Genomic DNA, 24,598 nt, shown 5'->3' with positions numbered 1-24,598 from the left:
TTAATATTTGTAAATCAATATGTTATATAAATTAAAAAAAATGAAATTTAGGAATAAAAGATATTTATAATACTGATAATAACATCGGCTTATGGTTCCTATGGAGCACACGAAGAATCGTATCAAGCACCACATCAAGTCGTTTACTAACATCTTCGGCAAGAAAACGCAAAACCATGTAACCATTCTCTTGCAATAACAAATCCTTACGCCTGTCAGTACGGTAAGCTTCTTTGGATGAAAGGTGCTGAATTCCATCAATTTCAATTGCAACCCATGCATCAAGACAAATCAGATCCACTTCCATCCCACCTAGTCCGTCAAATGGGATAGTTAGCACATGATTTAATTGAAATTGCCCTTTAGTTTCCGGTAATGTTTCCAAACGACAAAACAAGAAAGCCTCAATGAGGCTACGAGCGCGATCAATTTGATCAGACTCCAACATCGCAACATCCGAGAATAATTGCGCTAATGAATTATCAATACCATCTGAAACCAAACGTCTAATGGTACTGCCATAATCATTTTTCCAAAGGGGTTCAACAGGTAAAACAACGTCCGATGGCCATCCTGGATAAGCACTTGCAGGTTGTATTATTTTATAGCCAACAGATTCATAAGCACTGGATCTTCGTTGGAACATACGCTCTAACATAGGCACGGCGAAATCAGCATAATCATATACATGGACTTCTTTTTTTGTATCATGCAATCGATGTAGGCGACCAACATATTGTGCAATCGTTCCTTTCCAGGAAATAGGTAATGTCAAAAACAAAGTATCTAATCGCGCATCATCGAATCCTTCACCAACAAATCGTCCCGTTGCAAGCACAACACGTTCTTCGTTTAATGGAATAGAAGTTAACTTCGAAACAGCTTGTTTCATTTCTTTAACATTTAGACCGCCTTTAAGCACAATTAAATGTTGAACTTCTGAGCTTAATTGTTGATGAAGTATATCAAGATGTTCATTTCGTTCCGTTAAAATAATAGGCGAACGCCCTTTTTTTTACAGCATGAATCACATCATTACAAATCATTTGGTTGCGATAATCATCATGCATTAATTCTTCATATAAATCTTGAAATTGAATGCGCAAGTTTTCATGGATTTGCTTGTAAGGACGAAAACTTGTTGGACGCACAAAAACATAATGTTCAAAAGGTCTAACAATGGCTTGCGCTTTAGCATCTACTCGATGAAGAATAGGACCACAGCGCATCATAATAATAGGATGACGACCATCTTTACGAACAAGCGTGGCTGATAATCCTGTAATAAATTTAGCTTTGACTTGTCGAATTATATCGTCAAAACTTACTGACGGGATATGGTGGCATTCATCGACAATGACATAACCATATTGAGAAATCATACTCTCAATGTCAGTATGCTTGGTGAGACTTTGAATTAGGGCAATATCAATAAATCCTGTAATTTTCTTTCGCCCCCCACCAAAGCGGCCAATTTTTTTAGCAGGAAGCCCAAGAAAGGTTTGTAATCGCTCTACCCATTGATCTTGCAGTTGTTTCGTATGAACTACTATTAAGGTGTTAGTTTTTCTCTTGGCAATCATCCAGGCAGCAACAACTGTTTTACCGAATGCCGTCGTTGCAGAAAGTACACCGATATCTGATTGGATTAACGCATCCACGGTAATTTGTTGTTCAGGTCTAAGCTCGCCACAAAATTGAATATCTATTGGCTCCCCCGCAAACAATTCCTCTTGGATGGTGTATTTAATTTTTAGCTCACGCAGCAATTTCGTAATATCATCAAAACATCCCCGAGGAAGCCCAATATGGTGCGAGTAATCACGAGCACACCCAATGATACGAGGCTTTTCATAGACTGGTAATCGCATAGCTTGAGCTTTATAGAAATCAGGATTTTGAAAGGCAGCAATACGAATCAGTCTATTTAATAACGGCGATGGCAATGATTCCTTTTCAATAAAAATCTCATTACTGATGACCAAGTGTATCTTTTTTGGTAATGTATCAATGATTGGCAATGGTACTGGTGGTTTCCAAGGCGTTCTATTTTCTTCTTCAGTAATTTCTAATCGGATACCAACAACACGTCCTTTAGCCTCTGCCTCATTTACTAATTGTTCTATTTCAAAACGAGTTATTTTCTTAATACCTGCAAGATAAGCCCACTGATCTTCAATAATTTGTAATTGTTCATCAATAAATACACTATTACCGGTATGGCGTGCTGCTTTTTGTAGAGGCAAGGCAATTAGGTTGCCAAAACCACCTCGGGGTAGAGTATCTTGATTGGGAAAAAATCGATCGTATGAATCCAAGCCAACTTCAGGATTAGACTCCATGGCCTCTGTTAAAATTGAAGCACCTAATTTTCTTGCTAGTGCTGCGGGAATTGATTCCTCAAAAAACAGCCAAACATGTGCGCCATTACCAGAACGAGAACGCTCAAGTACTGCTGGCAAGTTTTTTTGATGACAGGTTTTCAAAAAAGCAACAGCATCATGCTCCCAGGTTGCCTTGTCAAAATCAGCCGCAAGAAAATAACAGGTTTCATCCAATAACATAGGATAAACACCCATCACAAAATCTTGACCTTTATTGTCATATCCTTGTAAATGCCAATAGACAACTTCATCGTCTATAGGAAGAAATTGTCGATGTTGGCAATCCATGCACTTGATACGTGGTTTTTGGCAGACATTTCTAACCCATTCATTTTTACAAGCAGGTGCATATCCAGATTTATGTGTTTTTCTATTTTGAAACCGGCGAGGATAAACATCAGAGCGACCTCGAAATAAAGATTGAAATAATGCGATCTTTTCTGCCGTAGAAGAATGTTGGTTAATCATAAATATCAGCCGGTTGGAAGCTGGTTAAGTATACCTTATAATTGGCATAAAGAATAAAAGTCATCCTTAAAAGAAGAGCCGGTGACATTTTGTCACCAAAGTACGTTCTTTATCGTTTTGCCTCTAATTTTATTCAAATTGAAAACTTATCACCTAAAACATTGTTGTTTGTTTCGTGCATGCTATAATATTAAAAAGCACTTTTTTATATAAAATAAAAATATATGTTATATATCATGTAGATATATAATAAAACAAATAATTTTATGTAATGTTTTTGATATAAAATTTATTACATGGATTAATCATGAAATCAACGAGTGACAGTATTTTAAGACGAATCAGAGCGAAACAACGCGGTTGGGTTTTTACGCCCAAAGATTTTCTTGATATTGCGCCTCGAAATACAGTAGGTGTGACCTTACTCAGGCTAGTTGAAAAAGGTATTATTAGGAAAATTGGGCATGGGATATATGATTTTCCTGTCAAACATTCAAAACTCGGAACTTTATCAGCAAATCCAGATGCAATAGCGAGAGCAATTGCATCAAAAAAAGGTGATACTATTCAACCCGGCGGTGCTCAATTAGCTAATCAGCTTGGCTTTGATAATCAAGTATCGGCAACGCCGTCTTATATTGTTTCTGGGGTCTCTCGACAAAAAACTATTGCGAACTATCCAATAAAATTTAGTCATTCAAAATTAATGAATAATATGCCTTTAAATCCCAATGTGATTAAGGTGCTTAATGCATTAAACCATATTGGAAAGAATCATATTACTGAAGATATGGTGCAAAAAAGTAAAAAAATATTGTCTCAAAGAGACAAAGCCCAACTTAAAAAAATATTGAATCAGTTACCAGACTGGATGATTTACGTTGTTTTAAAAATCATAGGAAAATGATAATGCAAGATCTATTGGAATTTAGCCCTAAAGAGCGCCAACAAGCTTTTGAAGAAGCCACCGCTCGTTCCACAACAATTAAGAACCCAATTATAATTGAGAAGGATTTTTGGGTATGCTGGACTCTAGATCATATTTTCTCTAATAAAGACCTATCTCCTCATGTGATTTTTAAAGGAGGGACTTCACTTTGTCACAGTTTGAAAATAACTTCATATATATTCAATCAATAACAGGTAGAAAAAACCTTTGACAAACACTCCGATTTAAATAAACATCATCAATAGATGACCATTAAACTAAACTTTCACCACAATTTTTTAACTCCCCAAATCAATGAGCCTAAATCCGTCCAAAACAAGGCCGACCTTAACCCGACACATCAACCCGGCACAAACCCGACCTAAGAAGATTCAGTTCTAGCAAGGAGAAAAAGCCTGTCGAATCTAAAAAACCGACAAAGCAAAACTCTCTAGGCCGACCCACCTCATAACTCCAAAATCTGTTTTTTATGTGTTTACGCGCGCGAGGAAAAAATTTTTAAACAATTTTGAACAAAAATAACCAATTACCAATGCAAAAACTTCTCAGTAAAAAAATATAAGGTTCATTTAATATCATTTGCTATCAAACCTATTTCCCCTATTGACACGCTCAACCAATTTCCTAGAATGAATCAAGTTTAATGCATCTTGGTTATCTAAATGTCATCGATTGATAGCGTTTGATATCAATCGAAATAAAAATACAGGGTTTAAACAGGAGTAAAAAATGGATTTCTTATTCGTCACCACCTACGAACTGGACGCACTCAGAGAAATCCCTCTCATACAAAGAGTGGTCTATCTCATGGGCATCCGTCCCTACATGGACAGAAAGACCTTCATGGTCGGCATCAAACGCAAGATCAGTTACCAGTCACTGAGAGAAACACTTTATGTCGCCCCCATCAAGGGCGTAAAAACAGGCTGCCCTAGTCACCAACAAATGAAATGTGTAATTAAATCTCTGGCACGTCAAGGCGTTATAGAAATTCGCTCAACAACCAAAAATCTCATTGTGAAATGTCTTCTGGCTAATCCATATGAGCCTGTAGAGATTGAGAGCGAATCTCAGCCTAAGAATAGCCCACCAACCCAAGCAGAACAAAATCAGTCAGCACCACCAGAAAATCTGAAATTAATGAAAACCGGAAAACTAGCCTTCAAAACTAAGATCAGCAGAAACTTAAAAGATCAATATGAAAGATTCGAACAGTTCTGGCAACTTTACCCCTTACCTAGTTATAAATCTGAAGCTTGGAAACAATTTCAGCAAATTGATCCTGATGAGCGGCTTTTTGCACAGATCATCGATGGATTGCAAAATCAGTTAACAAAAGTTAATCGATCAGGAGCTTATTGGCCTTATCCTGCTAGTTGGTTAGGTCAAAAAAGTTGGGTTGACTGTACACAAAAATAACTCTCTAAACCACAAAATATTATCAAGATTTCTGCTCTAAAGATGCGAGAAAGTTGACTATAGTGCGAAATTTTTCTGAAGGTTTATAGAAAAGAAAACCCGCTCGTGCATTTTTCGATGTAGAGGAACGAGCCGTATTATGTGTAGCATACCACTATTAACGGTTTTTTGTAAAAATTGTCACTTAATTACCATGTATGAGATTTCTAGTTAACCTTTGAGCAAGGCATTAATACTAACTATAATTAGATAAGTCCAATAAAAGGAATTATACAATGTCAGAGCCTACAATCATTTGCCCCTCCTGCAAAACTGAGATCAAATTGACTGAATCTTTAGCCGCCCCTTTAATAGAGTCAACTAAGAAACAATTTGAAGAAAAAATAAGACTTAAAGATAAAGAAATCAATGACAAAGAAAATGCTATTCGACTAAAAGAATCAGAGCTAAAAGAGAAACAACAAAAAATTGATGAGCAAATTTCAAAGCAAGTTCAAGAGCAACTAAAGATTGAACGTACTACGATATCGAAAGAAGAAGCAAGAAAAGCTAAAATTGCCTTCGAAACAGAGTTAGATAAGAAATCTAAAAATATTCTTGATTTACAAGAAATCCTTAAGTCCCGTGATGAAAAATTAACTATAGCCCAAAAAGCTGAAGCCGACTTTATTAAAAAACAACGTGAATTAAATGACGCTAAAAGAGAAATGGAACTTACTATTGAAAAACGTATTAGTGAAGGCGTTGATCAAGCTAGATCAATGGCAAGACAAGAAATAGAAGAATCGCTGAATCTAAAAATTAGAGAGAAAGAACAAACAATTTCATCTATGCAGAAGCAAATAGAAGATTTAAAAAGAAAAGCAGAGCAAGGATCACAACAACTTCAAGGAGAAGCTCAAGAGCTTGCTATTGAATCTTTGCTACAAACAAAATTTCCTTTCGATTCAATCGAACCAGTACCTAAAGGTGAATTTGGCGGAGATGTTATACAACAAGTTAAAAACTCAACTGGGCAAATTTGTGGCATGATTCTATGGGAGTCGAAGCGCACTAAAAATTGGAGTGATGGCTGGATCTCAAAATTAAAAGATGATCAAAGAGCAGCTAAAGCGGAAATCGCTGTTATAGTCAGTCAATCTCTCCCACAAGGTATAGATACTTTTGAATTAATAAATGGCGTATGGGTCACTCATCCAAAAGCAGCATTTCCTGTGGCAATGGTACTCCGTCAAACACTCCTTGAAGTATCTTTAGCGCGGAACTCTGCTACAGGTCAGCAAACAAAAATGGAAATGGTCTATGATTATCTAACTGGTCCTCGATTTAGACAGAGGGTAGAAGCTATAGTTGATGCTTTTTCATCAATGCAAGCTGATTTAGAAAAGGAACGTAAAGTTATTATGAAACAATGGGCTAAACGCAGTGAGCAAATTGAAAGAGTTACAAGTGCGACTATAGGTATGTATGGAGATTTACAAGGTATAGCAGGTAAATCACTTCAAGAAATAGAAGGATTAGAATTAAGATCGCTGGTCTCTGGCTCAGAGACATAATCCATAGCCTGCATAAATATTCAAAAATAATATATACCAAAATGTAAATTATTCCAGATCAAGTTATTGATTCGAGGCAGTTATAGATTCGAATAATGGAGAAAATAATGCTTCTCAAAAAAATTATACTTCAAAATTTTCGTGGATATAAAAATAAACATACGATAGAAGTGGATCAACTAACCGCTTTTATTGGTAAAAATGACGCTGGAAAATCTTCAATTTTTGATGCATTAGCTATTTTTTTTGACCATCCATTAGCAAAAATTGATTCTTCAGATTACTGTGTTCATGCAGGAAAAAATGGTGAACTACGAATTGGTTGTGTTTTTGATAATTTCCCGGAGCAAATCGTTATTGACTCAACAACCACAACCACGCTTAAAAATGAATACCTATTAAACTGTAATGGAGAATTAGAAATTCATAAAGTACATGAATTTTCTGATGGGAATCTAAAAAAAGCGAAGATATATGCTATAGCAAACCATCCAACAGCTAAGGGTTATGAGGATTTATTATCAAAAAAAATCAATGAATTAAAAACGTTAGCCAAAACGTCCGGTATCGATAATGGAGTAGATAAACGTTCTAGCGCTGCATTGAGAAAAGCTCTTTGGGAAAGTTTGAGTGAACTGCAGTTAAAACCATCTTTAATACAACTAGATAAGGAGGATGCGAAAGCAATCTGGGAGCAACTTTCAAAGCACTTACCAGAGTATGCTTTATTCAGGGCTGATCGCCCATCTACTGATGAGGACTCTGAAGTACAAGATCCACTGAAAGTCGCAATTAAACAAGCCATTGAAGATGTACAAACTGAATTGGACGCTGTAAAAGAAAAAGTTAAAATGCATACTATTGATGTCGCTCAACGCACTATTAAAAAACTTGCTGATTTCGATGAAACGTTGTCATCACAACTTAAACCAGTTTTTAAATCTGATCCTAAGTGGGATAGTCTTTTTAAAATATCACTCACTGGAGAAGATGAAATTCCTATCAATAAGAGAGGCAGTGGAGTTCGTAGATTAATATTGTTCAGTTTTTTTCGCGCGGAGGCTGAGAGACTTAGAGAAAAACATAAAAAAAATAATATAATTTATGCAATAGAAGAACCAGAAACAGCCCAACACCCATATAATCAAAGAAAAGTTATTGAAGCATTACAAACCATTGCTGAAGTAGATGGCTGCCAGGTAATGTTAACAACTCATGTACCTGCTTTAGCATCTCTCCTACCCATTAATTCAGTTCGATATGTTTCATCTCATGATGAAAACAATAATAAAATATTTATGGCAAACGACGAAATAATCCAAAAAATTATTAAAGATTTGGGTATTATTCCTGACAAACGTGCAAAAGTATTAGTGTGTATGGAGGGACCTCACGATCTCCAATTTCTTAAACGAATAAACCAACTACTCAAAGTTGAGGACAATAATATCACCGACATTTTTACAGATCCTAGAGTTGCATTTGTAGTCCTTGGAGGGAGTACATTACAAGAATGGGTAAATCAACACTATCTACGAAACATTGGACTTCCAGAAGTACATATTTACGATAGAGATGAGTTGAGAAATGGAAAGTATAAATATCAAGATGCTAAAGATAAAGTTTGCTTAAGAAGGGATGGTTCAGAAGCTTTCCTTACGACAAAAAGAGAAATGGAAAACTACCTTCATATAGATGCAATTAATGACACTTTAAAACCAATTGTTGACCATACTTTTAACTTCATACTCTCAGATGACTGTGATGTTGAAAGTGAGATCAGAGCTCAATTAAATGGACAAGGAAGAATCCAAAGACGTACTATCAAAAACTGGCTAAATGAAGATGTAGCTAATAATATGACATTAGAGCGTTTAAAAGAACGCAATGGCTATGAGGAAATAAAAAGCTGGTTTACGGCAATAGAAAGCAAGTTTACTTACTAATGATCATGAAGTCATCGCAAAGAAATAATAACTTAATGCGTCACTGCAATATCTCTGCAGTGACGCAGGAATACTTATAAAAAATCTAATGTTAAAATCAACCAATTAACAAATAAAATTCAATCCCACACCGTAGGATTGAACAAAATATTCCTCTAAAACCTATTGCCCCCAGATCTCACCTTTGCTAAATTTTTCATAAGCATAACTGATGAGCCTGTGCAACTCAGGCGAAACCTTCGGGTCTTATGCTAAGCCACTCTCATCCCATAACCTGTGGCTGGACGTCTAGTCGGGATTCTGTAGTTCTAGGATAGGCTACCATCGGGTAGATAAGTTAATAATCACTTCTTTATTAACCATGGATCAGCGGCAGCTGCTGTTGGAATGCCGTGCGTTTTTGTATTTAAACAATAAGGAGATAAACCACAAAAAACCGTTGTACCATAATAATCATTAACCTTTGATTTGCCCCACTATTTCGAGCCTTGCAGCACAAGCTGGATATCCTCTTTGAGTGAATCGCTCGACTAGCACTAAACCAAAGACAAGGCAAATAAATTGATTGAATAAAACTATGCGCAAAAACTCTTTAAGACAAATAGCGAACCAGTATCTGGATCATGATAATAGCGGTAGTCCTCGCGACAAAAAATACCGCCGCTTTGTTATCCTTAGAATGATAGAGGATCTCTTTGTGCTTGGGCTTGCTCCATCCAATTGGCCTTGTTTGACCCCAATCCATTTGCAACAACTGCTTCAACATTGGCATAAGAAAAAAGTTAAACCCTCGACCCTAATGAATTACATGACAATCATCCGTAAATTCCTCTGCCATCTAGGTCATAAGGCAGAGAATATTGATAATCTCAGTCTTGGTTTGCAAACTAAGAAAATTAGGAAGAAAACTCGAAAATCCTCTGCTAATTTGCTTGATAATATTAATGATCCCATTGCCAAAATCCTTTTGGGCTTTCAAATTCATTTTGGTTTGACCATGAGCGAAGCCATGCGAATTTTGCCCGGGGTGCATATTCAAGAACATGAATTATTACTAACACGAGAAATCACTTTTAATAGCAAGGATAGGAAGATTCCTATTCGCTCCGAAGCTCAAATAAAGCTTATACAGGATTTTAATATATTAACCCAAGGAAACGGCTGCCTTATGTGGCGGTTTACTAAAAACAACGGCATTACTGAAGGGTTCCATCGTAAGATGAAGCTCATTCAACGACGTGCTTATGGATTTAGAAATTTTGAAAATTATAGGTTAAGGGTTAAAGTTTTGTGTTCTTGATTAGTGCCCCCGGATTTGGGGAAGAGCCCAAATATAGCAAACCTGCATCTGGTCTCTTCAGTTTCAAAGTACACCCAGAAGTACACCTAGCAGAATTTTTGATTTTTAAAAGAGTTTACTGTGAAGATGCAACTTACTGATTTTAAAAGAGATTTCATGGTCGGGACGGAAGGATTTGAACCTTCGACCACTAGCACCCCATGCTAGTGCGCTACCAGGCTGCGCTACGCCCCGATTGGTTAGGCATGATATCTAAATAAGGCTAAAATAACAAGGGTTATGGTTTACTATCATGAGTAAAGTACAGGGCAAAATCATACTTTGCCCTGAATTTGCCCAATCAAGAGTTCACTTCTAAATTTATCAGACCACATAGCCTTTTTTAGTTTTCCCTTCATGCTATTTTTCTGAGGATGAAGTCGAGCCAGATTGAGTGCAAACCTACGAAGCAAGGCTAGATTTTCTGCTGCATTGTCTCTGCGTATTCTTGAGTCATCTTCTTTGTAGGTCACATCCAACACCCAGTGAGCTTTGTTTTCGACTGCCCAATGCTCTCTGATAGCATCTGCAATTTATTTAGGCTCTAAGGGCAAGGAACTGATATAGTATTGTACTTCAGTGCCGGTTTTTTCTTTTATTTCACGTGTTCGCGTTACTTCAATTACGGTTTGTAATCCTTGCCAGTCGGCGTAACCTTCAATCCATGGACTAATTACGATTTGCCGGCATGTTCTTGTTTCTATGCGTCCATGGCCTGCGTCCACTTCTTCGAAGTAATTTTGTGACCAGATTTCTCGATGGTCTCTTTCCATGATATGAAAATAATCCTTAATTTCATTCAATAGTTTTTTATGGTTGTTTTTAACACAAAGCACATAGTCTCCGCCTTTATCATGTATTTTTTTAGCTATCTTCTTTTCTGTATTCATAGCATCGGCAGTAACAATTGCTCCCTTAAGCTCCAAGAGGTCTAGCATTTCTAACACACTGGCTTTTTCGTTTGCTTTTCCATTAGAGCGCATTTGAGCTAATATCAACCCATTTCGTTTACTCCATGCAGTAATGCTATGTAAGGCTGTGGTGCGGTCACCTGTATATGAGCGGCGTAGAGTTTTTCCATCTATTGCTATTTGTTCTCGACCATCTTTCGAACGAAGTTCATTCACCCAATTTACAAAACACAACGTGAACTGCTCTGAATCAAGAGCACTAATTACACGAGCTATGGTATCATCGGCTGGTATCTCATGCTTAAAATCCCGATATTGTCTTAGCCAATCAAGCTTTTCTTCTCCAAAATCCTTTATGTCTTTCCATCCCTCAGCTCCAGACATCACCGCAGTACCTGCTAAAAATAAGATATCTAGCAGATTATGGCGCTGATTTATTTCGCTACGAGGATCTTTAAGTATGGAAAAATTTTCTACAAAACTCATTTCTTGTCATCCAAAAAATGAGTATTTGATCACAAATCACTGAAAAATCATACTAAATGATAATTACTGGTCAAAAAGGTATGATCTTGCCCTGGAGTAAAGTATAAGTTCCGGGCTTGTCTGAGTTTTATTTTCCTGCAATAGGCTCTACTTGATTTCTGGTATTTTTGGCCACGATTTTAGAACTTTCTGAAGTACCAGCGCATGATTATGTTGAAGATCTTTTGCCGCATAAAACAAAGTGACTGGTGAAGTGCTTGCGAACGCCAAAACATGTTCTATCAATTCGGGTTTCTCTTTTAACTCTTGGGCATACCGCTTTGCAAACTCATGCCAATGATCACTCTCTTGATGAAACCATTTCCTCAAAGCCGGGCTTGGAGCTATGTCTTTCAGCCACATATCCAAAGGAATACTGTCTTTTTTTATTCCCCGAGGCCATAATCGGTCTACAAATATCCATAGCCCTTCTTTATGTTCCGGTGGAGAGTACACTCTGGATAAGGTAATTTCGGGCGCCGTCATATAGTGTCATCCGTATCATTGGAAAAATTTCAGGGTCATTTTGATCTTTTTGATTAACGTGAGTTATGGATAAGATAGGCTGTTATCTCCAATCGTTCGGGCTGAGGAGGCATTAATACTGTCTCGAAGCCTTGTATGGAATTTAATGTTTCGTGCCGAGGCTTCGAAACGATGCTTATGCATCCCTCAGCCTGAACGGCTCCTGGATATCGACTGCTTCTTACTATAATTCTTATCCATAACTCACTTTAATTAAGAATAGCATGATGGAGAAATTTTTCCGCTCATCCCTACCTGGGAAAGATTATATCCAATCAGGTAATTTAGGGCCGCGGCTAATATCAAATGGATTAGGCAAGGATGACTTATATTCTTCCATTAATAAATCCTTAGCCGCTTCCGATTTTTCCGGATGTTTCACTGATTGGTTTTGATGTTGCAAAACTGGTGCGTTGCCGGGTAACAAATTTTTTTCCATCAACTGTTGCACAAACAAATCATAATATTTAGGGCTGGGTATCTTTATAGTCAAACTATTACCCTCTCTGGCGAGTGCCATTGTTTCCAGAGGAACCTGTGGGTCTTTTATTGAATTTTTAAAAAGGTTAAATTCCTGTGCAATCGTATCATACAACTCATCCAGAGCATTCTGCTCTTCATTGCTAAGCTCGCGCTTGCCTTGCAACATTAATAAACCAAGCTCCATGTTCAGAGTCATATTGACTAAAGCAAGGGGGTCTTTAAATTCAAAAACAAAATCTTCATCCTCTGGCAAATGCCATAGGCCGCTATGCAATAGTAGTTGCTCTATGTTTGTAACATTGGCAGGATTCTTTGGTGCGAGCAATTGATGTTCATTATCGTCCACTTTGTCGTCAGAAGCACTATCCGATCCGCCGCCCCCAGAACCGCCGCCATGACCACGACAAAAAGGTAATCCTAATGAACGACAGATACTGCAGGGATTATTTTCAATTGCACGTGCACGTTCATCTTTTTGCGTTTCTTCTCTTTTCTTTGCCACTACCATTATTTTAAACCTTGGAGTTACTAACAGGCAGATGATAATTTAAAATGAATGTTTCATTTGGCAATTTGGTAAATTTTGCAAAAAATTTACAATAAACTACACCTTGAACCTCATTACGGAGATCAAGGCACATTTTTGGGATTAGGGTTCAAGGTAGGAGTATAGCGAGCTTCTCTTTGCTCTTCAATTTCATCATCTGTTCCATCTTGTCCTGTTGTTTCATATCCAGGAACACCATCACCGACTAAATCCACTTCATCACCACGGGTGAATTGATTATGATCCATATCATTATCTGACCCTTCCAACTTCATTTCCTCAGTCAAAATATCTTTAGGATCCAGGACTGTGTCTGGTTCTGGCTCTAACTCAATCATATTGCTGCCCTTAAATATAATCTTCTCTATATTTAAGTGTAGCAGGGATAGAAAGATAAGAAATTTGGCAAGGATTAGTTTACCGAATACCTTCTGCCCCTTGCTGGGAAAAGACTCAAAAAACCATCGGGTGATATGGAGTTAATGACAGGCTAAACTGCTACTTCAGTTGGACATAAAGTCTCATTGCCCTATAAGCAAAGAGACCTTTTTTCAAAAAATATAACCATTATTTTCTATTTCTATAATAGGCTTTTTATTCTTTGTGCTTCCAGTTTGGAATGAGATATCTGTATATAGCGATTACAACTATTCAGCTCAGCATATTGCAAAGAATAAATGGCATTATCTAATTCTTGTTTTGCTGCAGAATGAACATCCTCTACAATCCAGTCCGCCGCTGTATCAATGTGTAATGAAGCAATAACCAATTTTTCCGCACAGGTTTTTTTAGCCTGGCTGGAAACCAAAGAGGCTACTGTTGAAGCCAAGTCATGACACTGTTGTAAAATGGCTTCTTTATTTTCTGATGAATTTGCATAACTGCTTAAAGTTAGAACGGACAAACAGGCTATCAAAGTTGCTTTTAACTTCATGTTAATCATATTAAACTCCTGTAATTGTTTGTATAAAACCGTTTTACATCGAATATCCATAAAATAAGCCATGGCAGGACCATACCTTTCTAATTCAGCGTCATAATCTGGCAAGCAATCGCTCAACTCTGAAATCAAAAAAGCTTAAGCAGTTCCCCTTTCCATAAGAAAAGGGAACTGGAACCGTAATCATTACGGATTAAGAATAATTATCTTGTGGTATTCAGAACTAACTCGATAAAAGCAGAAAAATCCTTAACCAAAAGCATTAATTCCCGTTATATGTCTTCCCAACACCAAAGTATGCACATTATCGGTACCTTCATAAGTGAAGACCGACTCCAGATTAAGCATATGCCGAATGACATGATACTCAAGGCTAATTCCATTCCCGCCCATTAGATTCCTACATTTTCTCGCAATTTTCAATGCTTCACGGCAAGCATTCCCCTTAGCCAGAGAAATCATAGTGGGTGTCTCACGGTGCTGATCTTTTAAGCGCCCAATCTGTAAATTAAGGCATTGTGCTTTAATAATTTCTGTATACATATCAGCCAAATCCTTTTGAATCAACTGAAACGAGGCCAAAGGTTTGGCAAATTGCTTACGTTCTAACAAATAATCCCGCGCGATATCAAAGCACGCCATGGCAGCACCCATTGCGCCCCAGGCGATACCATAACGCGCCTGACTCAAGCAACTTAACGCAGCTCCAAGACCCTTTTCACTTTTCGGCAATAAATTCTCGTCTGGAACAAAAACATTATCAAAAACCAGCTCCCCGGTAATGGAGGCTCGTAAAGACATCTTTAACTTAATTTCAGGGCAACTCATGCCTTCAGATTTTGTATCGACAATAAAACCGCGAATTCCTGCTTCTGTTTTTGCCCACACTATTGCTATGTCTGCGATAGGGGCATTGGTGATCCACATTTTAGCACCATTCAAAACCCAGCCACCCTCAACTTTTTTAGCATGAGTGCGCATACTGGCCGGGTCAGATCCTGAGTCTGGCTCAGTTAATCCAAAACAACCTATAATATTCCCCGCAGCCATCTCCGGCAGGTAGCGTTTTTTTTGCTCTTCACTGCCAAATTTAAAAATAGGATACATACACAAAGAACTTTGCACAGAAACAAAGCTGCGCAAACCGCTATCACCTCGCTCTAATTCCTGGCAGACTAAACCATAAGCAACATAAGAAGCTTCCGCACCGCCGTATTCGGCAGGTAAAGTTAAGCCCAACAAACCCAGATCAGCAGATTGTTTTATCAACTCTTTTGGAAAATGGGCGTGCTCATAGGATTCAGCCATCAAAGGTATTACGTCATTGCTAACAAAACGAGACACACTATCTCGTATCATGCGCTCGTCATCATGTAATTGTTCATCAAGAAACAACAAGTCGTCCACTTTCCTTCTCCCTTTTATCTGACTGTAATGCGATTACCGCGTCTATAATACTTTCCTGACTTGGCAAAAGATACTGCCAGGCCGTTCCTAATGGAATAAAGCAATCTTTGCCCGTAATCCGCTTGATTTTTAAACGTGGCGAAGCCTCTTCCATCAATAATGTCATTAATCCTTCACTAATTGAACCGCTTTGTCTACCCTCATCGACAATTAAAATACGTTTTGCCTTGGCAATTTCTTTTAAAATGGCGTCTTTTGGCAAGGGGCTAAGCCAGCGCAAATCAACAATCTTTACAAAAATATTATGTACTTCTCGCAAAACCTTTTCCGCCTGGCGAGATAAATAATATCCATTGGCATATGTTAAAATAACAGTATCCCCCTCCCCATATACGCCAACCTCTCCTTGAGAAATCATTTCATCAGGTGACGGGTATTCAAATAACCACCCATTATCTCCCGGGCTATACAAATCCTTGGTCATGTAGAGGGCGATGGGTTCTAAAAACACGACAACCCGTCCTTCCTCATAGGCAAGACGTATACATGTTCTCAGCATTTTTGCTGCGTCCGGGCCATTAGAGGGGCAAGCCACTATAACCCCTGGCAAATCGCGTAAAACGGCTATCGAATTATCGTTATGAAAATGACCGCCAAATCCCTTCTGGTAAGCAAGAGAGGCGATTCGAAGTACCATAGGATTTTGATATTGGCCACTTGAAAAAAAAGATAAAGTGGATGCTTCTCCGCGTAATTGATCTTCGGCATTATGCAGATAAGCTAAGAACTGAATTTCCGGAACAGGAATAAAGCCATTATGTGCCAAACCAATAGCGGTACCTATAATGGTCGTTTCATCGAGAAGGGTATCAAAAACCCTGCGTTGCCCAAAACGAGCCTGTAAATCAGCTGTAACTCGATAAACTCCACCTTTCTTTCCTACGTCTTCTCCAAAAATCAACATATTAGGATACTGCATCATCAGATCGGTCAAAGCAAAATTGATCTGCTGGCATAAATTACGCTTTAGGGTGAGTTGATTATAAGTTCCGGCAAATACTTGCGCTCGTCTATTATCATCTGGCAATAGGTATTTTGGCTTTTTCTCAACTCGTGGAACAATTGAAGCCATTATTTCTTCCACACAACTCATTCTGGGTTCTCTAATTGCCTCCAGTGCTTTTGCTTCAATTAAAGCTCGATTGTCCTGATAAAGCTCAACCATTGCCTGCAAACTCATCCAACCCTCTCTGTACAAAATTCCTGCTGTATGCAATAAAGGGTCGTTTGCTTCTCGTTGCTCAATTTCTTCCTGAGTGTTGTATTGCGATTCAATATCAGAACCGGCATGGCCTAACAAACGGACGCAACGCATGTGCAAGAACACGGGTTGTTTTTTTACTCTTGCCAAATAGTCCGCTTCCTGCGCTTTGGCAAAAACATCAGCAATGTTTAATCCATCACACTCAATATAATGGATTCCTGGACGAGAGGAGACGGATGACTTAATCCAACTGGATGGAGTAGGCACTGAGATACCGATTCCATTATCTTCACAAATAAACACAATCGGTAGCGGATAATTTTGCTGGGTTATCCAAGAGCAAGCATTCAATGTGGCTTGGCTCGTTGCATGGTTGGTTGAAGCATCACCAAAGGAACAAAGTATCACGGAATCAGGCGCCAGTTTACTTGGCAATCCTAACTCTCTCGCCCGGGTAATTGATAAAGCAGCACCTAAAGCTTTTGGTAAATGAGATGCGATAGTCGACGTTTGAGGCGGGATATTTAAAGGGACGCTGCCAAAGACTTTATGCCTACCCCCTGAGATAGGATCACTTGCCGCAGCCACTAATGACAACAAGATATCCTTTACTCCATCGATTCCAGGTAATTGCTTTGCTCGTTGCAAGAAAAAGGCACCGCTTCGATAGTGCAAAAACGCCATATCACTCGCTCTAAAAACCTGACCCAAGACCGCATTACCTTCATGGCCGCTACTTCCTATCGTATAAAAAGAGAGGCCTTTTTCCTTTAATTGTCTCGCAATAATATCAAGAAGCCGAGATTTAATTTGTGAGTCAAAAAATTCTATAGCAGTTTTCTTGTCCAACTCTGCTGTATCGGGGCTCATGCTGCTTCTTAATTGTGGGAAATCCCCTTGCAACACTCTTTTCAGAAATTGTTCATCCACTACACTTGCTCTATCTAACATCACCACACCCTGTTTAAATTGCGCAATGACCAGATGAATAAAGCTATTTCAATTACATTTTGTGTAATGATTACTCTTATATCCATGCCTGGTATCCTTTCCCAACGAACTATAAAGAAATTCATAATTCTGCCGATAATTAAGACGATGAGTATATACTTATTAGACAACTTACGAAACAGTCCAACGGGGGACGACGATAAGAAAAAGCAGTCTAACTGATGATAAGGATGGTGTATGTCGGTCGAGATGAGCAAAACCTCCAGTGTCAGATTCCCTCCTGGACAAGAAATCAAATTAGCAAAACCGACGACAGAACTTTATGTAGGACAAATTCTGAAAACGGTTGTTGTCACAACACTGTCTAATGATCAGGTTCTTATCAATATCAATGGACAAAATCTCAACGCAAAGGCATCTCATCATTTTACACCGGGAGAATTATTTGAAGTAAAAGTCATAGCGAACCACCCCGAAACCATCCTTGAAGTGCAACAAAAAACACCGCTTTCATCTCTATTACAAAATGCATTACTTCAGTATTTACCAAAACAAGCACCAGCTACTAATCTTTTACAGACACTGACTCAATTGATGGCAGAAAATAATTTATCGGCTCCCATCAATCAGGTTATGAAAACTATTTTAGGCAATATCCCTGTTTTGACTCAATTACCTAATCAACTTATGCAAGCGATTAGTCAAAGTGGTGTGTTCTTAGAATCCAAATTGTTAAAAGGAAAGATACCCCGAGAAATACAATCGGATTTTAAAGGGTTGTGTTTTAAATTATTACACAGTTTAGGCACAGATAGTAAACTCCCAATCAATCTGCCGAACGAATTGGAATCAGGTTTTCTTCAGCAAGCGCCCCTTCCTTTACCAGGAGCTATCCCTCAACCACTGACTAAAGACACAATATTGAATCTTATTGGACTATCAACAGAGGCGGTACACCATATTTTACGTGAGCAAGTAACACAGGCATTAGCGCGAATCACGACAAATCAAATTAATTATTTATCGCAGGAGAATCAAGAAGCCTATCTGATCATGCTTGATTTTCCTTTAAAAACCCCCGATGGCATTGATGTAATCCCTATTATGATCAAGCAACACAAGGCAGAACCTATGCAACTGTCTAAATGGTCAATATCGTTCGCTTTGAATTTATCCCATTTAGGAAGCATACAAGCTACGGTTTCGATTTACGCTAAAAACATCGATATCAAGGTTAATACTCAGCAATCTTCAACATTGCAACTTCTCAATGATTACCATAAGGATTTGGAAGAAACGCTCTATGAATTGGGGCTTCACTTAAGAGAATGGAAGCTGCAAGTTGGGTTGGAAGAAAATCATATCGATGCCACAAACCTTCGTTTATTGGATATAAAAATATGAAAAGAAAGAAACCTGTCGCTGTTGCATTACGCTATGATGGCAATTCTCCTCCCAAAGTAACCGCTAAAGGAGAAGGTTTATTTGCTCAGCAAATTATCAATACAGCCAAAAAACATGGCATTCCTCTCGAACAAAATCCCGAATTAACAGCGCTCTTATCTCAAGTTCGCCTCAATGAAGAAATACCCAAAGCGCTTTATATTGCCGTAGCCCAAATTTTGGCATTCCTTTATTACATCAATGGAAAACACTCCAAAGAATAAATCCATTTCAAACGAATTTGAACTTCTTCAGATGAACAAACGCAAAGGCATCCATAAAACATTGGCAATATCTGAACAAATAATCTACAATTTGGTTAAGTTATGACGAGAGGTTTCGCTATGAAATGGATAATGCTGATCGTTGTTATTATAACAACTGCAGGTTGCTGTTGTACTACAGCAGAAGTAGTTGAATACCAACAAGTGACAGTTGCCGCTCCAGTGGTTGAGCCCGTCATTTTAGATGTCGATGATCCGGAGCCTTTGGATGTGACTACCACCACTATTGAGTTTTACTAGGAAATTATCAGGCTTCACTATTTTCTGAGAATAGTACTAAATTCTATTTTTCAGTCCAGTCTTTAAGTGAAGCCCTATGCAATCACTCAATGCAAGCAAAATTTGTGTCAAAAAAACTTATTAATCTTACGTTAATGTTTGCCAGCTATAATAAAATAAATGTTATGATATGGAATAAACCATGCCACGAATCACTGAAAATATAGAAACCTATGTAACGCATTTATTAAGTGATCTGGAACCCGTTCCTTCTCATAATCAGCATCTTGCCTACGGTTATTCCGGCGAAAGACAGGTATTCAAAGACCCGATGCTGGACGGGAAACAAGTCGTGGTGGTGAACAGTCAATATGATAAACATGGCAAGCCTGTTACAGGGCAACCTGATGTGATCCAAGAGGCGAATAATTATATAGACAATCTTGTAGCCGCTGCCAAATCTCTGATAGACAAAGATAACAAAGGTGAGAAGGATTTGAGAAAGAATGCCATTGATGAAATGGCAAAAACTTTCAAAAAGTCCATTTCAGAAACCATTCCTTCCGACAAAGCAAAAGCGGATTTGTTTTCAAGTAAAAAAAGTTCTGCCAATAAAGACTTTCTGGAACAGTTAGCCAAAGTCGAAGGCAGTTTACAGCAATTCACACAGGCTGTCGCAAAAGCCTCAGGTCATAAATTAAAAGCACTGGATAAAGAGGGACATAATGTTCGCAGTCATAATCGCGATACCTTGATACATCGCTTTAAAGCGCCCAACTCTAAAGAAGGCGAAGAACAATTTATTATGTACATTCCGTGTGGAAGGTACACCAAACGCCAACAAAGACTAATGGGCAAGGATAAATCTGAAGTCAACCGAGATCATGACACTACAAGTCATAAACGCTCTGACCTGGTTCTGGGCAACAGCAGTATGGCGCGAATGATTGCCGGGACAAGGCATTCTGATGGCACCGTGACTATTCACCATGATAGTTTTTCTGGTCCTGGCGCACGCATGCCCTATTCTGATTTTAAGGGTGCTGATGACTATAAAAAGCTGGCTATCAAAGCGGTCACCTTAATCAACCAGGAAGAAGTCATCCAAACCCTGGCACAGCGTCAAATTGACCGAATGACCAATGAAGACCTTTGGAATAAAATTCCTGAAGAGTATCGCCCTGATGAACTTCCTCCTGATGCGGAGAAAGCACGAGCACAATTAATAAAGCTGTATGTAGAACACAATCCATTATCTGTCACGGAATGTTATACACAAGTTGTAACAGCCGGACAAAGGGTAGCAGCCGAAAATCAAAAAGAACAATTTGAATACGTTCGGCAAATGATGGATGCTTTTGATGGCTCCAAAGCAAAAATCACCATTCAAACCGGCTCCAATACAGAAGTGGAAACAGAGGTTGGTTATCAAGCGCGTATGAGTTCCTGGGGAGTGAATTGGTTTAGACAGGTTGGAGCGCTCAATCCGCTCTCTGACAATAGTGTCACAAAAAACCAAAATGCGCGTTTTGTAAATCAAATGACTGATGACGTCATCAGCAATTTAGACAAAGTGGTACAAAACCTGGGTGATTACGACAAAGCAGGCGCATTACATACGTTATTAAAAGGCCCAGACGCCAGCAATCTGAATCAACAAATCACCAGGAAAGAAAATGAATTAAAAGAGGTGAAAGAAGCCTATCGAGAAGCATTATTCAGCTATTTCGAAGAATATCAGAAAGGCGAAGGAAAATGGGATCAAGCCAAGCTGGATCAATTGAAAAATCAGGTTGATGGCTATGAAAAAAGCATTAAAAAACAAGAATCAGCAATTTATGAACTGCATAATCAAATCGATGCCTTAAGAAAGGCTTATTACACAGAACACAAAGGGCAAATCAATAAGGCTTTACAAGAACTTAAAGAACAAATAAGCCCTGTAATCCAGAATAAAGAAACAGATCCTGAAACCAAATCCAGACTGCAGCACTTTTACAATTCATGCGCTTACCTCATGCAAGCTCAAGAGCTCTATTATGAGAACACCTGGCATCATGGCAAAAATAATTTCAAGCTGCAAACCTTAATGGCTTCTCTCTCCTGCGAGCTGGATTACGCCAATACGAAAGGATGTAAGAGTAATAATGATCGTGGCCAAAGATTGGCGCAAAAAATTGTTGGCAATGCTTTATGGACAGCAATGAGTGAGGACGGGTTATACACTGGTGAATTTCTGGATCATCGAAGGACACATGGTAAAGAAGTCAGTAAAGTAGAACAACTTGATCGGGAACTTACTACCATACAGGCCCTTCATCATACTGCCAATACTGGTGTTTCCGGCGGAAAGTTTGAAATTCAGGATAAAGCCAATTTCGCTGATAATGGCCTTTTCGGCAAGGTCGCTAATTTTGCCAAAGTAAAAGAAATGGGGCCTGAAAACGCTTTTACCAAAAATATGGGTACAAAAATTAAAGCGGGCCTTGGGCTTGGATTGCTAGCGGCTGGTGGGTTAGTCGCCCTTACTTTACTATTCCCCCCGGCAGGCTTGGCTGTGGCTGCATTGGGAATTGGTGTGGCAGCCGGTGCTGCCATTGTTGCTGGCGTTACTTTTGCGGCCACTTATCTTTTTGGTACCGCTATTGATGCCATTAATAACAAGATAGAAGAAGGAAAGATTAAATCCATTGTTCGCGAGGGTATGAAAGCGGCATCAGAAAATTCACCACAACACAAAACCGAACAAAAGGATAATTTAACGGTGAATGCCAAACTTCATCAACAATTAGGTGTGACGCGAGAGTCTGTCTTAGAAAGACAATCCACTCCAAAACAAGAGTTTGAAAAACCCAAAGATATGACCTCGAAAGTTGACTTAACACCAGCGATGGAGGATGATAAGCGAAGCGAAAGCACCCCCACTCCAGTAAACTTCTAAGGGTTATGAGTTTAACAATCTAATAATGAAAAAAATCAGCGCTCTTATTTTTCTTTATCTCATAAGCACGGCCAGTTTTTCGCTTCCCAAAGGCTTTGTTTATTTACACGATGTAGCGCCTGATATCATTGAAGACATAAGATATGCCACCCATAATAATTTCATAGGAAATCCTATCCCAGGTTACAAACGCGGAGTATGTATAGTCACCAGACAAACCGCGCAACAATTAAAAAAAGCGGAAGAATACATCAAACCCAAAGGATATACGCTTAAAGTATATGATTGCTACAGGCCACAAAGGGCTGTGGATTATTTTTATAAGTGGAGCCGCAATGCCAAAGATAATCGCATGAAACCTGAATTTTATCCCCGTGAAATAAAACAAGATTTATTTGACCGTGGTTATATTGCTCTAACCTCTGGCCACACCCGAGGCAGTACCCTTGACTTAACGCTGGTGAAACTAACGGCCTCTCAAGAAAAAAAATCTAATCATCCTTTAACACGTTGCTACGATAAAAAGCCAGACTATCTTGATGACGATTCAATCGATACAGGAACTCGCTTTGATTGTCTGGATGTGTCAGCCAACATTGATTATTCCAGACTGAGTAAAAACCAGAAAACCAATCGCAAATTATTACAAAAACTCATGAGCCGCTTTGGTTTTAGACCTTATTACTATGAATGGTGGCATTTCACCCTGAAAAACGAACCTTATCCAGACACCTATTTCAATTTTCCAGTCGAATAAATAGTTAACATCAGAATTAACTCTGACCCGCTTATTCATGTCCTGGATGAAACAGATCAATCCAACCCTTGAAAGACAATTAAAACACAATATGGGTTTATTTTTTTCTTTCATGGGCATATTCAATATATATTGAATATTATTTGCGCATCAGTTATTCTTGCCAACCATTTCAAGTCCATGTCACTAAAGGAGAATGATAAATGCGTGTTTCAAAATTACTTTTATTAACTTTGGCATTGAGCGGGAATTTATTTGCTCAAGACATCAAAGTAGTAGGAACGTTAAACCAGACATTAAAAGCCCCGCAAAATAAAACACTCAATACAAAACCCGCCATACAACAAATCAAATTGCTTAAAATGCAGTTGTCAAATTCTGCTATCAAGGCACTTGCGAGAAAAACAGACATTACACTCAAAAAACCGAATATCATAGCCACATCGACAGCTCTCCCATCCAAAGTAGAATTAGGTATGAATAACGTACCTGTTCTGAACCAGGGAAGCTTTGGAACCTGCGTTACTTTTGCAACGACCGCGGCCGTAGATGCTGCTTTAAACAAAGGTGACTACATCAGTCAATTGTGCCAATTACAACTAGGACTGTATCTGGAGAAAAACGGTCATTCACCAAGTGGTTGGGATGGCTCATTAGGGCGCATCGTCTTAAGTCAAATGGAAAATTTTGGGATAGTCAGCAAAGAAAAACAAAAAAACCTGGGATGTGGTGAACTAACTGAATACCCAGACAACGAGCAACCTACCCCTGATCATGCCATGTCGCTTGAGCAATTCCATGAAATGAGCGAGGATCCAGAGACTAATCCTGTTATTTACACCCCCATCCTGGATGTTTATCAGGCTGTATTAGACAGAACAGACACCAACAAAACGATTAATGATATAAAAACCGCTTTGAATCAAAAAGATCGGGTTACTTTTGCGGTATTATTGCTGGATTTTGATTTGGGTGTTATGGGTGCCGTAGGAACGAATAAAAAACAATTCGATACCTGGGTACTAACCCCTGAAATTGCTCGTGATATTTATCTTCGCCCATTTTTTGGCGGTCATGAAATGATTATAACTGGATATGATGACAATGCCGTCGCTGTTGATGACAATGGCCGGGAGCACAAAGGATTATTTACTTTACGTAACTCATGGGGTGAGCAATTTGGAGACAAGGGTAATTTTTACATGTCCTATGATTACTTCAAGGTTTTAACTATTGAGGCACAACGTATCCGTGCTCTTGCTGATAATGAATCAGAAGAAGAGTCAATGACGGCCTGAACAAATCACCATCATAAAATTAATATAATCGGTTAAGCTAAA

19 protein-coding genes, 1 tRNA gene and 3 pseudogenes are annotated in these 24,598 nt (G+C 38.6%); 13 read left to right on the top strand and 10 right to left on the bottom strand.

Features of this window, described 5'->3' with window-relative positions; genetic code table 11:
- Nucleotides 1-64: 64 nt before the first annotated feature.
- Nucleotides 65-892 carry an endonuclease domain-containing protein gene (locus OQI99_RS14335; RefSeq protein WP_241495181.1) on the bottom strand — a complete coding sequence of 276 codons (828 nt, stop codon included), beginning with the start codon at nucleotides 890-892 and terminating at the stop codon, nucleotides 65-67.
- An 82-nt stretch (nucleotides 893-974) separates the two neighbouring features.
- Entirely contained in the window at nucleotides 975-2,852 is a 1,878-nt protein-coding gene (locus OQI99_RS14330) for a TOTE conflict system archaeo-eukaryotic primase domain-containing protein (RefSeq protein ID WP_265732215.1), read from the bottom strand.
- 307 nt (nucleotides 2,853-3,159) lie between these two features.
- Here OQI99_RS14330 and OQI99_RS14325 point away from each other — a divergent pair, with 307 nt between their 5' ends.
- From OQI99_RS14325 to OQI99_RS16275, 7 genes and pseudogenes are all read left to right on the top strand, one after another.
- A complete protein-coding gene (locus OQI99_RS14325) occupies nucleotides 3,160-3,759 on the top strand; it encodes a DUF6088 family protein (protein WP_154694781.1) in 600 nt (199 codons plus the stop codon).
- A 2-nt stretch (nucleotides 3,760-3,761) separates the two neighbouring features.
- Nucleotides 3,762-3,992 carry a hypothetical protein gene (locus OQI99_RS14320; protein WP_061513375.1) on the top strand — a complete coding sequence of 77 codons (231 nt, stop codon included), beginning with the start codon at nucleotides 3,762-3,764 and terminating at the stop codon, nucleotides 3,990-3,992.
- A gap of 538 nt (nucleotides 3,993-4,530) precedes the next feature.
- On the top strand, nucleotides 4,531-5,220 hold the full coding sequence (locus OQI99_RS14315) for a Vir protein (protein WP_265732214.1): 690 nt from the start codon (nucleotides 4,531-4,533) through the stop codon (nucleotides 5,218-5,220).
- A 275-nt stretch (nucleotides 5,221-5,495) separates the two neighbouring features.
- Nucleotides 5,496-6,776 carry a DUF2130 domain-containing protein gene (locus OQI99_RS14310; RefSeq protein ID WP_061514702.1) on the top strand — a complete coding sequence of 427 codons (1,281 nt, stop codon included), beginning with the start codon at nucleotides 5,496-5,498 and terminating at the stop codon, nucleotides 6,774-6,776.
- Nucleotides 6,777-6,883: 107 nt separating this feature from the next.
- Nucleotides 6,884-8,722: an ATP-binding protein gene (locus OQI99_RS14305; protein WP_265732213.1), complete on the top strand. Its 1,839-nt coding sequence runs from the start codon at nucleotides 6,884-6,886 to the stop codon at nucleotides 8,720-8,722.
- Between the two features lie 577 nt (nucleotides 8,723-9,299).
- Nucleotides 9,300-9,557, top strand: a pseudogene (locus OQI99_RS14300) (phage integrase N-terminal domain-containing protein); the annotation flags it as partial.
- Between the two features lie 333 nt (nucleotides 9,558-9,890).
- Nucleotides 9,891-10,022 (top strand): annotated as a pseudogene (locus OQI99_RS16275) (transposase); the annotation flags it as partial.
- A gap of 157 nt (nucleotides 10,023-10,179) precedes the next feature.
- Here OQI99_RS16275 and OQI99_RS14290 read toward each other — a convergent pair.
- From OQI99_RS14290 to OQI99_RS14255, 8 genes and pseudogenes are all read right to left on the bottom strand, one after another.
- Nucleotides 10,180-10,256: transfer RNA gene (locus OQI99_RS14290), tRNA-Pro, on the bottom strand.
- Nucleotides 10,257-10,336: 80 nt separating this feature from the next.
- Nucleotides 10,337-11,458, bottom strand: a pseudogene (locus tag OQI99_RS14285) (ISAs1 family transposase).
- Nucleotides 11,459-11,605: 147 nt separating this feature from the next.
- The gene (locus OQI99_RS14280; RefSeq protein WP_265732212.1) at nucleotides 11,606-11,983 is read right to left on the bottom strand and encodes a DUF488 domain-containing protein; all 378 of its coding nucleotides are present in this window, start codon (nucleotides 11,981-11,983) and stop codon (nucleotides 11,606-11,608) included.
- Between the two features lie 304 nt (nucleotides 11,984-12,287).
- Nucleotides 12,288-13,040 carry a hypothetical protein gene (locus tag OQI99_RS14275; protein WP_080446627.1) on the bottom strand — a complete coding sequence of 251 codons (753 nt, stop codon included), beginning with the start codon at nucleotides 13,038-13,040 and terminating at the stop codon, nucleotides 12,288-12,290.
- 95 nt (nucleotides 13,041-13,135) lie between these two features.
- On the bottom strand, nucleotides 13,136-13,390 hold the full coding sequence (locus OQI99_RS14270) for a hypothetical protein (protein ID WP_010948278.1): 255 nt from the start codon (nucleotides 13,388-13,390) through the stop codon (nucleotides 13,136-13,138).
- 242 nt (nucleotides 13,391-13,632) lie between these two features.
- Nucleotides 13,633-14,046, bottom strand: coding sequence for a hypothetical protein (locus OQI99_RS14265; protein WP_050069646.1), 414 nt, complete (start codon nucleotides 14,044-14,046; stop codon nucleotides 13,633-13,635).
- Nucleotides 14,047-14,241: 195 nt separating this feature from the next.
- Entirely contained in the window at nucleotides 14,242-15,351 is a 1,110-nt protein-coding gene (locus tag OQI99_RS14260; RefSeq protein WP_322783724.1) for an acyl-CoA dehydrogenase family protein, read from the bottom strand.
- Nucleotides 15,352-15,376: 25 nt separating this feature from the next.
- Nucleotides 15,377-17,614 carry a dehydrogenase E1 component subunit alpha/beta gene (locus tag OQI99_RS14255; protein ID WP_061513773.1) on the bottom strand — a complete coding sequence of 746 codons (2,238 nt, stop codon included), beginning with the start codon at nucleotides 17,612-17,614 and terminating at the stop codon, nucleotides 15,377-15,379.
- A gap of 237 nt (nucleotides 17,615-17,851) precedes the next feature.
- Between OQI99_RS14255 and OQI99_RS14250 the strand changes: the two genes are divergently transcribed.
- The 6 genes from OQI99_RS14250 to OQI99_RS14225 all read left to right on the top strand — a co-directional run bounded on the left by OQI99_RS14250 (nucleotide 17,852) and on the right by OQI99_RS14225 (nucleotide 24,556).
- The gene (locus tag OQI99_RS14250; RefSeq protein WP_061514744.1) at nucleotides 17,852-19,018 is read left to right on the top strand and encodes a flagellar hook-length control protein FliK; all 1,167 of its coding nucleotides are present in this window, start codon (nucleotides 17,852-17,854) and stop codon (nucleotides 19,016-19,018) included.
- Nucleotides 19,015-19,281 carry an EscU/YscU/HrcU family type III secretion system export apparatus switch protein gene (locus OQI99_RS14245; protein WP_027224812.1) on the top strand — a complete coding sequence of 89 codons (267 nt, stop codon included), beginning with the start codon at nucleotides 19,015-19,017 and terminating at the stop codon, nucleotides 19,279-19,281. Before OQI99_RS14250 ends, OQI99_RS14245 begins: the two co-directional genes overlap by 4 nt.
- 120 nt (nucleotides 19,282-19,401) lie before the next feature.
- The gene (locus tag OQI99_RS14240; RefSeq protein ID WP_011216460.1) at nucleotides 19,402-19,581 is read left to right on the top strand and encodes a hypothetical protein; all 180 of its coding nucleotides are present in this window, start codon (nucleotides 19,402-19,404) and stop codon (nucleotides 19,579-19,581) included.
- A gap of 181 nt (nucleotides 19,582-19,762) precedes the next feature.
- Nucleotides 19,763-22,501: a Dot/Icm T4SS effector PI phosphatase SidF gene (gene sidF / locus OQI99_RS14235; RefSeq protein WP_265732211.1), complete on the top strand. Its 2,739-nt coding sequence runs from the start codon at nucleotides 19,763-19,765 to the stop codon at nucleotides 22,499-22,501.
- Between the two features lie 25 nt (nucleotides 22,502-22,526).
- Complete coding sequence (locus OQI99_RS14230) at nucleotides 22,527-23,258, top strand: M15 family metallopeptidase (RefSeq protein ID WP_061514742.1); 732 nt, start codon at nucleotides 22,527-22,529, stop codon at nucleotides 23,256-23,258.
- Nucleotides 23,259-23,461: 203 nt separating this feature from the next.
- Complete coding sequence (locus OQI99_RS14225; RefSeq protein WP_061513769.1) at nucleotides 23,462-24,556, top strand: C1 family peptidase; 1,095 nt, start codon at nucleotides 23,462-23,464, stop codon at nucleotides 24,554-24,556.
- The last annotated feature ends 42 nt before the right edge of the window (nucleotides 24,557-24,598 follow it).

Origin of the sequence: Legionella sp. PATHC039 (genome assembly GCF_026191275.1) — a bacterium.
Classification (GTDB): domain Bacteria; phylum Pseudomonadota; class Gammaproteobacteria; order Legionellales; family Legionellaceae; genus Legionella; species Legionella pneumophila.
This window is presented reverse-complemented; position numbering and strand designations above follow the sequence as displayed.